Annotated in this window: 8 protein-coding genes; all 8 read right to left on the reverse strand. The window is 64.3% G+C overall.

Going from position 1 to position 9,005, the window contains the following annotated elements; all coding sequences use genetic code 11:
* Positions 1–208 precede the first annotated feature (208 nt).
* Positions 209–952, reverse strand: coding sequence for a DUF1080 domain-containing protein (locus ACLHHB_RS15465; protein ID WP_410219176.1), 744 nt, complete (start codon positions 950–952; stop codon positions 209–211).
* 60 nt (positions 953–1,012) lie between these two features.
* On the reverse strand, positions 1,013–1,654 hold the full coding sequence (locus ACLHHB_RS15470; RefSeq protein WP_410219177.1) for a gluconate 2-dehydrogenase subunit 3 family protein: 642 nt from the start codon (positions 1,652–1,654) through the stop codon (positions 1,013–1,015).
* On the reverse strand, positions 1,654–3,342 hold the full coding sequence (locus ACLHHB_RS15475) for a GMC oxidoreductase (protein WP_410219178.1): 1,689 nt from the start codon (positions 3,340–3,342) through the stop codon (positions 1,654–1,656). Before ACLHHB_RS15475 ends, ACLHHB_RS15470 begins: the two co-directional genes overlap by 1 nt.
* Before the next feature lie 34 nt (positions 3,343–3,376).
* Positions 3,377–4,285, reverse strand: a complete 909-nt coding sequence (locus ACLHHB_RS15480) for a hydroxypyruvate isomerase family protein (RefSeq protein WP_410219179.1) — start codon at positions 4,283–4,285, stop codon at positions 3,377–3,379.
* A gap of 137 nt (positions 4,286–4,422) precedes the next feature.
* Positions 4,423–5,358, reverse strand: a complete 936-nt coding sequence (locus ACLHHB_RS15485) for an ABC transporter substrate-binding protein (protein ID WP_410219180.1) — start codon at positions 5,356–5,358, stop codon at positions 4,423–4,425.
* 27 nt (positions 5,359–5,385) lie between these two features.
* Positions 5,386–6,384 (reverse strand): ABC transporter permease, encoded by a 999-nt coding sequence (locus tag ACLHHB_RS15490; protein ID WP_410219181.1) that lies wholly within the window; start codon positions 6,382–6,384, stop codon positions 5,386–5,388.
* A complete protein-coding gene (locus ACLHHB_RS15495) occupies positions 6,381–7,901 on the reverse strand; it encodes a sugar ABC transporter ATP-binding protein (protein WP_410219182.1) in 1,521 nt (506 codons plus the stop codon). Before ACLHHB_RS15495 ends, ACLHHB_RS15490 begins: the two co-directional genes overlap by 4 nt.
* The coding region (locus ACLHHB_RS15500; RefSeq protein ID WP_410219183.1) for a Gfo/Idh/MocA family protein at positions 7,898–9,005 on the reverse strand (1,108 nt) is incomplete at its 5' end. The genes ACLHHB_RS15500 and ACLHHB_RS15495, both read right to left, overlap by 4 nt.

The following is a 9,005-nucleotide window of genomic DNA, read 5'->3' on the forward strand; positions in this document are numbered from 1 at the left end:
AGGCCGGCGCGCAGTGGTACATCATCGAGCATGACCAGCCGCTGGATGCAGCCGAGGTCGTGATGACAGGCGCCACCTTCCTGACCGAAAACCTGCCGGAAAGTGCAACGCGCTAACCTCCCTTCCGGACAGGTGACTGGGGCCGCGATCACTCGCGGCCCCTTTTTCGTCCATCAACGGATGCCCGCCACGCAGGGCGGGCGCCGGATCACATCGGGCGGACCCAGATGTTGCGGAAGCTGACATCCGCATCGTGATCCTGCAGCGAGATCGGCGCACATTCATGCGCCTCGTAGGTGGGATAGCCGATCCATTCCGTCGCGCCCTGCAGCTGGACATGGTTCTGGACCACGACACCATTGTGCAGGACGGTGATATGGGCGGGACGGCGCAAGGCCCCCTCTTCAGCAAAGATCGGCGCCTGGAAGAGGATGTCGTAGCTCTGCCATTCACCCGGCTCGCGGGAAGCGTTCACCAGAGGGATGTGCTGCTTGTAGATCGAGCCCGCCTGGCCGTTCGGATAGGTCGGGTTCTCATGGCTGTCCAGAACCTGCACCTCATAGCGTTCCTGCAGGAAGATGCCGCTGTTGCCGCGGTCCTGGCCTTCATGCCCTTCGTCATTCGAGGGCGAGCGCCATTCGACATGCAGCTGCACGTCGCAGAAGCTTTCGGTCGTGCGGATGTCGCCGGAGCCGCGGTTGACGCGCATCATCCCATCCTCGACCGTCCATTCGGCAGGACCGCCATCGACGCTTTCCCAACCGTCAAGGCTGGTGCCGTCGAACAGGACGGTGGCATCGGACGGCGGTTGTCCTTCGGCTGTCTGGACCGTGGCCGGCACGGGTTCCTGGACCTCGGTCACCTGGGACTGGGCGCGGCGGTCCATCTCCTGCGCCATGGCGCCGGTGGCAGCCAGTGTCAGGGCCGCGGCGATGAACGGGATATGTTTCATGATGTGTCTCCTCCTTGGATATGAAACGGCCCCGAGGGTTGCCCGGGGCCGGATAGCAGGTCAGGTCGCCCAGGCAGGCTCTCCGTTGTAGGCGAGGTCGCCGATGTATTCGCCCGGCACCGGCTCGTATCGCAGCACCTGCGTCGCACCGACCTCCGAGGTGAAGAAGCCGAACAGCGTCAGTTGCTGAAAGGGAGTGAACCAGTGCAGTTCGGGCTCGGCAGCCTCTTCGGGAACCTCGTCGGCGGCGGTCTGCGCGTCGGGCTGGCGATCCAGCGTCTGCTCGCGCCGTTCTTCGGCCTCTTCCAGCGTGCGCGACGACTGCTCGCGCGCGGCGACCGAGGCGGCCTGCAGCATTTCGCGACGTTCGTCCGCCGTCAGTTCCTGGAATGGCTTGCCATAGTTGGTCTGCGCCTCGCTCTTGATGCGCTCCATCCCTTCGCGGAAACTGGCCTGCTCCTTGGCGGTATAGCAGTCGCTGACAAAGACGCTCATGAAGGCGCCCACGCCGGCATCCTTGGCGCCGGGCGTGTCCGTGGCCGGGATGATCACCTCGGCCACTTCGTCCAGAAAGGCGACATCATCCGCCGTGAACAGGTTCTCGCCCACCTGCGTCGGCTCATAGGCAAAGGCGCGGTGGCCACCCACCATGGCCGTGCCGGTGACGGCGGCTATCATCGACAGAAGTTGGCGACGGTTCATCACAGATCTCCGTTCTTGAGGCTGGTGACGGCATGTTCGGCCGCACGGGCGGTCAACGCCATGTAGGTCAGCGAAGGGTTGACGCAGCTGGCCGAGGTCATGCAGGCCCCGTCCGTCACGTAAACGTTGGGCGCGTCCCAGACCTGGTTGTTGCCGTTCAGGACCGAGGTTTCCGGGTCGCGGCCCATCCGCGCCGTGCCCATCTCGTGGATGCCCATCCCGGGGGCATAGTCGCTTTCGGTCGGCTTGACGTCCACGACGCCGGCGGCCTCCAGGATGTCGACTGCGTCCTGCTTCATGTCCTGGCGCATGCGCATCTCGTTCTCGCGCAGGTCCACGCTGATTGACAGGACCGGCATTCCCCACTTGTCCGTCTTGGAGCGGTCCAGCGCGATGAAGTTGTCATGATAGGGCAGCATCTCGCCAAAGCCGGTCATGCCGATGGTCCAGTTGCCGGGCTTGGACAGGGCCTCCTTCATGTCGGCGCCGATGTTCAGTTCGGCCACCTCGCGCCGCCAGCCCTGCCGGCTGGCCGATCCCTGATAGCCGAAGCCGCGGGTATAGGGGCGTTTCTCGCCATCCGTGTTGCGGAAGCGCGGGATATAGAAGCCGGCGGGACGACGGCCGAAATAGTACTTGTCGTCATAGCCTTCGACCCGACCTTCGGCGCCGACGCGGAAGTGGTGGTCCATCACGTTGTGCCCCAGTTCGCCCGAGGACGATCCCAGGCCGCCTTCCCAGACATCCGTGGCCGAGTTCATCAGAACCCAAGTCGAATTGAAGCTGGAAGCGTTCAGGAACACCACATCGGCGGTGTATTCATAGGTCATGTTGGTTTCGGCATCGATGATCTCGACGCCCCGGGCGCGCTTGGTGTCCTTGTCGTACAGGACCTCCTTGACGATCGAGAAGGGGCGCAGCGTCAGGTTGCCCGTCGCCATTGCCGCCGGCAGCGTGGCCGACTGCGTGCTGAAATAAGCGCCATAAGGACAGCCCAACCAGCACTTGTTGCGATACTGGCAGGCCACGCGGTTCTGTTCCGGCTTGGCCTCGGTGATGTTGGCCACCCGGGCGTTGATCAGGTAACGCTTGCCCCCAAAGGACTTCTGCAGGCGCGCAGCGACGTCCTTTTCGACGATGTTCAGCGGGATCGGCGGCAGGAACTCCCCGTCCGGCAGGATGTCCAGCCCTTCGCGCGTCCCCGAGATGCCTGCAAAGCGCTCCACATGGTCGTACCAGGGGGCAATGTCGGCATACCGGATCGGCCAGTCCGTCGCGATCCCCTCGCGCTCGTTGGCGGTGAAGTCGGTGTCGGACAGACGATAGGTATGCCGTCCCCACATCAACGAGCGGCCACCGACATGATAACCCCGGAACCAGTCGAAACGCTTGGCCTCGGTGTAGGGGTTTTCCTGCTCGTTGGCCCACATGCCGAAGGTCTGCTCGTTCAGCGGATAGTCGCGGCGCAGGACCGGATAATTGTCCTTCATCTCGATCGTGGCGGTGCCGCGGTGCGGATAATCCCAGGCTTCCTTGTCGGCGTTCACATAATCGGACTGGTGCTCGATATTGCGGCCACGCTCCAGCATCAGAACTTTCAGCCCGCGCTCGGTCAGTTCCTTGGCGGCCCAACCGCCGCTGATGCCGGATCCGACGACGATTGCGTCGTAATGCATGTTTTCTGCCATCTGGCTTTCCTTCTTAGTGATTGCTTGTGGCGCTTCAGACGTCGCAGGTCAGGACCGCATCGCGCAGCGCGGCTGCGGCGGCATCAGGCGATTTGTCCGAAGGCACGAACTCCTGCGCGACCCAGCCCTGGAACCCGGTGTCCCGGATGGCCCTGCAGATCGCGGGATAATTCAGTTCCTGGCTTTCGTCGGGCTCGTTCCGGCCGGGATTGCCGGCGGTGTGGTAGTGGCCGAACCACTGGTGGTGATCCGTGATCGTGCGGATCACGTCGCCTTCCATGATCTGCATGTGATAGATGTCGTAAAGCAGCTTGAAGTTTTGCGACCCCAACCGCTCGCACAGCGCCACGCCCCAGGCGCTGCGGTCGCAGAGATAATCGGGATGGTTCACGCGGCTGTTCAGCAGTTCCATGTGCAGGACGACCCTCGCCGCCTCTGCCGCAAGCAGGATCTGCGACAGGCCATCGGCACAATTCGCAAGACCCTCCTCGTCGCTCATGCCGCGGCGGTTGCCGCTGAAGAGGATGAGGTTGGTATAACCCTCGTCCGAAACCAGCCTGATATGGCGGGTATAGCGCTCGATCAGTTCGGCATGGTTTGCGGGGTCAGCCCAGCCATCCTCGAGGCTGATCTCGGCCCCGTTGCACATCGAGCTGTCCAGCCCATGCTCCTTCAGCACCGGCCAGTCATCCGGGCCGCACAGGTCGATGGCCCCCAGGCCCACCTGACGGCCGAGCACGCACAAATCGGCCAGCGGCATGTCACCAAAGGTCCAGCGCGCGACGGAATGGTTGATGTTTCCCTGCAGTCCACCGGCAGGCTGCGCCGTGGCGCCACCGGCTCCAAGGCCTGCGCCAAGGACCATCAGTCCGCCCGCGCCGTGGAACAAGCCCCGGCGCGTCAGGCCGCAGGCAACAGTTGTACGATCCGAGAAATCGGTCATGGTCTCCTCCCTCATGTGAATGCGCCGGTCTTTCGGGCACGAGGCCCACACTGAAACCGTTTACACCACCAGGCGCGGCGACCCCCTACCCGGGTCGAATGCGGCGCGGAAAAAACTCCGCGCCGCATCATGGCAGATCAGTACGGGCTGTCTTCGAAATAGAAGTCTTCAGCGTTTTCGGACGTGATCAGTTCGGAGGCGATGATGAATTCGCCGCCCATCGGGGCACCCGATGTCAGCCCAAGGGCCGTCATTTCGATCGCGGTCGAGATCATGGAAGGCGGATAGGTCACGTTGACTGGAATCGCCGTGTCGTTGTTGCGGATGCGGTCAACGATTTCCTTCATGCCCGCGCCGCCGACGACGAACATCTCTTCGGTGCGGCCTGCCTGCTCGATCGCGGCCAGTGCGCCAAGGGCCATGTCGTCGTCCGCCGCCCAGACGGCGTCGATCTCGGGGAAGCGGGACAGGTAGTCCTGCATCAGGTTGAAGGCCGTGTCGCGGTTCCAGTTGCCGTGATCCATGGCCAGGACCTCGATGCCGGACCCTTCCAGAGCCGCCTGGAAACCTTCCACGCGCTCGTTGTCGACGGTCGATGCGATGCCGCGCATCACGACAACCTTTGCACCCTCGTCCAGCGTGTCGGCGAAATATTGACCCGCCGTGCGCCCGAAGCTGTCGTTGTCACCGGCCACGTAAAGGTCCTCGATCCCTTCCTGCGTCAGGCCACGGTCCACGACCGTGACCCAGACGCCGCTGTCGGCAATGCGCTGGATCGGGCCGGTCAGCGGCTCGGACTCGAAAGGAAGCACGACCAGTGCGTCGATGTTGCGCGTCGCGACCATGTCCTCGAGGTCGGAAACCTGCTGGCTGGCGTCTGAGGTCGTGGTCAGCACGAACTGCAGGTCCGGATTTGCCTCTTGCAGGCGGGCCATCGTGCGTTCGGCGTGAAAGCTCAGCGCCCCGGCCCAGCCATGCGTCGCGGCGGGGATCGAGATGCCGATGGTTTCCGACAGCGCCGGGACGGCGGTCAGGCCCATCAGGGCGGTGGTGGCGATCAGGGTCTTTCTCATGGTAGTTACTCCTCCCACAGGTAAAAATCAGCGAGCCGCGCCGGTGTTGCGTTGCAGCACGACCGCCAGGATAATGACGACGCCCTGAATGGCTCCGTTCAGGTAAGGGCTGACGAAGTCGGTCAGGTTCAGAAGGTTGCCGATCAGCGACAGGATCAGGACGCCCACGACCGTCCCCCAAACGCGGCCGAAACCGCCCTTCAGCAAGGTGCCGCCGATGATGACGGCCGCGATCGCCTCCAGTTCCCACAGCAGGCCCGTGGTGGCCGAGGCCGAGCCCAGGCGCGGGACGTACATGACCACGGCGATGCCGACCAGCAGGCCCAGCAGCACATAGGTGGCCAGGCGAACGCGCAGAACGGCAACCGAGGAATAGCGCGCGACCTTCTCGTTCGATCCGATCGCGGCGCAATGGCGCCCGAACGCCGTGTGGCGCATCACGACCTCGCCGAGGATGGCCAGCACGGCGAACACGATGATCGGCCAGCTGATGCCCATGATCCCGCCATAATAAACAGGGCGATACAGCTCGCGCATCTCGTAGCCCAGGGACAGCGTGCCGCCGTCGGCCAGCCAAGTCACCAAGCTGCGATAGATGCCCATCGTGCCCAGCGTCAGGATGAACGCCTCGATCCCGGCCCTGGTGATCAGGATGCCGTTGATGAAGCCCGCCGCCAGCCCGACGAACAGGGCCAGCGCGACACCGATCATGATGACCGGCAGGCCGCCCCCCATGCTGTCCGTCAGGATGTTCATTACCAGGATCATCAGGCCCGCCACGAAGGCGGCCATCGATCCCACCGACAGGTCCAGCCCGCCCGCAGTGATGACGAAGGTCATGCCGATAGCAATGATGCCGATGAATGCCGACCGTGCCAGCACGTTCGTGATGTTGGCGAAGCTGAGGAAATTCGGGTTCAGCGCCATGCCGATCCCGATCAGCACGACCAGCGCCACCAGGGGCGCGATGACCGGCAGGTTCAGCCTGGGCCTGCTGCGCGTCTGTTGAAGGGTTGCCGTGCTCATGCCGCGCCATCCTTGATTGTATGGGCCGTTGCCGTTTCGTCCATCCCCATTGCCAGCCGGACGATGCCGCGCTCGGTCACGGCATCCCCGGACAGTTCGCCCGCGATGCGACCCGCATGCATGACCACGACTCGTGACGCGAGACCGATCAGTTCCGGCATTTCGGACGAGATCACGATGATGCTGCGGCCTTCAGCCGCCAGTCTGGCGATCAGGGTATAAATCTGTTGCTTCGTTCCGATGTCGATGCCGCGTGTCGGTTCGTCGATGATGATGACGTCCGGGTTCGACAACAGCGTCTTGGCCAGCAGAAGCTTCTGCTGGTTGCCGCCGGAAAGGTCGCCCACGGCCATGCTGCGCGACGGTGCGCGGATCGCGAAATCGCCGATGGCCTTGTCCAGCGCGGCTTCCTCGCGCTTGCGGTCGATCAGGGGGCGGCCGAAATTCTCCAGCAGCGGCAGCGTCAGGTTCTCGCGCAGGGATTTTTCCAGCAGCAGGCCCGCACCCTTGCGGTCTTCGGTCAGATAGACCAGTCCCGCCTTCATGGCATGGGCCACCTGATTGGCCGGCAGCGCCTGCCCATTCAGCCGCACCGTGCCACTGCGCGGGCGCAGCCCGGCAATGGCCTCGGCCAGTTCGGTCCGGCCGGAACCGACCAGCCCGCCGATACCCAGAACCTCGCCGCGCCTCAAGGTCAGGCTGGCGTGCTCCACCACGCCCGGGACGGTGACATCCGCCACCTCCAGAATGGGCTCGGCCCCGCCCGCCACCTTGGGAGGAAACAGGTCTGACAGTTCGCGCCCCACCATGGCAGCGGCCATGTCGTCCTCGGTCACTTCGGACACCAGATCCGAGCGGACCATCACCCCGTCGCGCAGAACCGTCACGCGGTCCGCGATACGCTTGACCTCGCCCAGCTTGTGCGAGGTGTAGAGGATGGCGACACCCTCGGCCCGCAGCCGCTCGATCTGCTTGAAGAGGACCTCGGTTTCCTTTTCGGTCAACACGGCGGTCGGCTCGTCCATGATCAGCACGCGTGCACTGCGCGACAGGGCCTTGGCGATCTCGACCATCTGCTTGTCGGGAACCGAAATCCGGCTAACCTTTGCGCCGGGATCGGCACGACACTCCAGCCGCGCCAGCAAATCGGCCGTGCGCTGCCGCATCGTCTTGTGATCCAGCAGGAAACCGCGCCTGATCTCGCGTCCCAGAAAGACATTCTGATCGATGTTCAGATGTTCGGCCAGATTGAATTCCTGGTGGATCATGATGATCCCGCGATCCTCGGCCTCGTCCGAACCTGCAAAACGCGTGGGCCGACCCTCGAACAGGACCTGCCCGCCCGTCGGGTCCAGATAGCCCGCCAGGATCTTCATGGTCGTGGACTTGCCCGCCCCGTTCTCGCCGATCAAGGCATGAACCTCGCCCGCGCGCAGGGCGAAATCGACGCCGTGCAGCACCTCGATCGGACCAAAGGACTTCGAGACGCCGTCCAGCGCCAGGATCGCGTCGCTCATGCCATTACCTCGACCCAGGCTGCATCGGCCTGGTTGGACCGGATGCAGGCGTCGATGAAGTGCAGACCCTCCAGACCGTCCTCGATCCCTGGCAAGGCCAGATGGTCAGAAATGGGCTGGCTGGCCTGCCGCGCCCGGATCGCCTGCGCCGCCTCCGTATAAAGGTTGGCAAACCCTTCCAGATACCCCTCGGGATGGCCCGGCGGGACGCGGCTGCCCTGGACCATGCTGCCTGGGCCGGCGCGGCGCAGCTTTTGCGTCGGCTGACCAAAAGGCGTGAACCACAGGGTTTCAGGCGTTTCATGCGCCCATTCAAGGCCGCCTTTTTCGCCATAAACCCGCAGCTTCAAGCCGTTCTCGGTGCCAGGCGCCACCTGCGACGCCCAGAGCATGCCCTTGGCCCCATTCGCATAGCGCATCAGGATATGAGCGTTGTCATCCAGCTTGCGTCCCGGCACGAAGCTGGACAGATCGGCCGCCAGCCGCTCGGGCCGCATGCCCGTGACAAAGCGCGCCAGCTGGAACGCGTGCGTGCCGATGTCGCCGATTGCGCCACCGGCCCCAGCACGCGCCGGATCGCCGCGCCATTCCGCCTGCTTGCTGTCGCTGGCCTCCGTCAGCCAGTCCTGCGCGTATTCGACCTGCACCAGCCGGATGGCACCCAGATCGCCGCGGGCGATCATGGCGCGCGCCTGCCGGATCTGCGGATAGGCCGAATAGTTGTGCGTCAGCACGAACAGCCCATCCGACGAGCGGGCCAGTTCCGCCAGTTCGCGCGCCTGCTCCAGCGTCGCGGTCATCGGCTTGTCGCAGATGACATGGATGCCCTGCGCCAGAAAGGCACGGGCCGCCGGGAAATGCAGGTGGTTCGGGGTGCAGATCGCGACAGCCTCGATCCCGTCAGGACGCGCCGCCTCGTTGCGGGCCATCTGCTCGAAATCGTCATAGCTGCGCGCAATGCCGACCGCAGCCGCACTGGCGGCAGCCTTTTCGGGGGTCGAGGACAGCGCACCGGCCACCAGATCGAACTGCCCGTCCAGCCGGGCTGCGATCCGGTGCACGTTGCCGATCATTGCGCCGGCGCCGCCGCCGACCATGCCAAGG

It is taken from the genome of Paracoccus sp. (in: a-proteobacteria), from assembly GCF_046462195.1.
In the GTDB taxonomy this organism is placed as follows: domain Bacteria; phylum Pseudomonadota; class Alphaproteobacteria; order Rhodobacterales; family Rhodobacteraceae; genus Paracoccus.

Excerpts from the sequence above, each read along its gene's own strand:
- ACLHHB_RS15465 (WP_410219176.1), bottom strand. The coding sequence starts at position 952 with ATGAAACATATCCCGTTCATCGCCGCGGCCCTGACACTGGCTGCCACC.
- ACLHHB_RS15485 (WP_410219180.1), bottom strand. The coding sequence starts at position 5,358 with ATGAGAAAGACCCTGATCGCCACCACCGCCCTGATGGGCCTGACCGCC.
- ACLHHB_RS15470 (WP_410219177.1), bottom strand. The coding sequence starts at position 1,654 with ATGAACCGTCGCCAACTTCTGTCGATGATAGCCGCCGTCACCGGCACG.
- ACLHHB_RS15480 (WP_410219179.1), bottom strand. The coding sequence starts at position 4,285 with ATGACCGATTTCTCGGATCGTACAACTGTTGCCTGCGGCCTGACGCGC.
- ACLHHB_RS15475 (WP_410219178.1), bottom strand. The coding sequence starts at position 3,342 with ATGGCAGAAAACATGCATTACGACGCAATCGTCGTCGGATCCGGCATC.
- ACLHHB_RS15490 (WP_410219181.1), bottom strand. The coding sequence starts at position 6,384 with ATGAGCACGGCAACCCTTCAACAGACGCGCAGCAGGCCCAGGCTGAAC.
- ACLHHB_RS15495 (WP_410219182.1), bottom strand. The coding sequence starts at position 7,901 with ATGAGCGACGCGATCCTGGCGCTGGACGGCGTCTCGAAGTCCTTTGGT.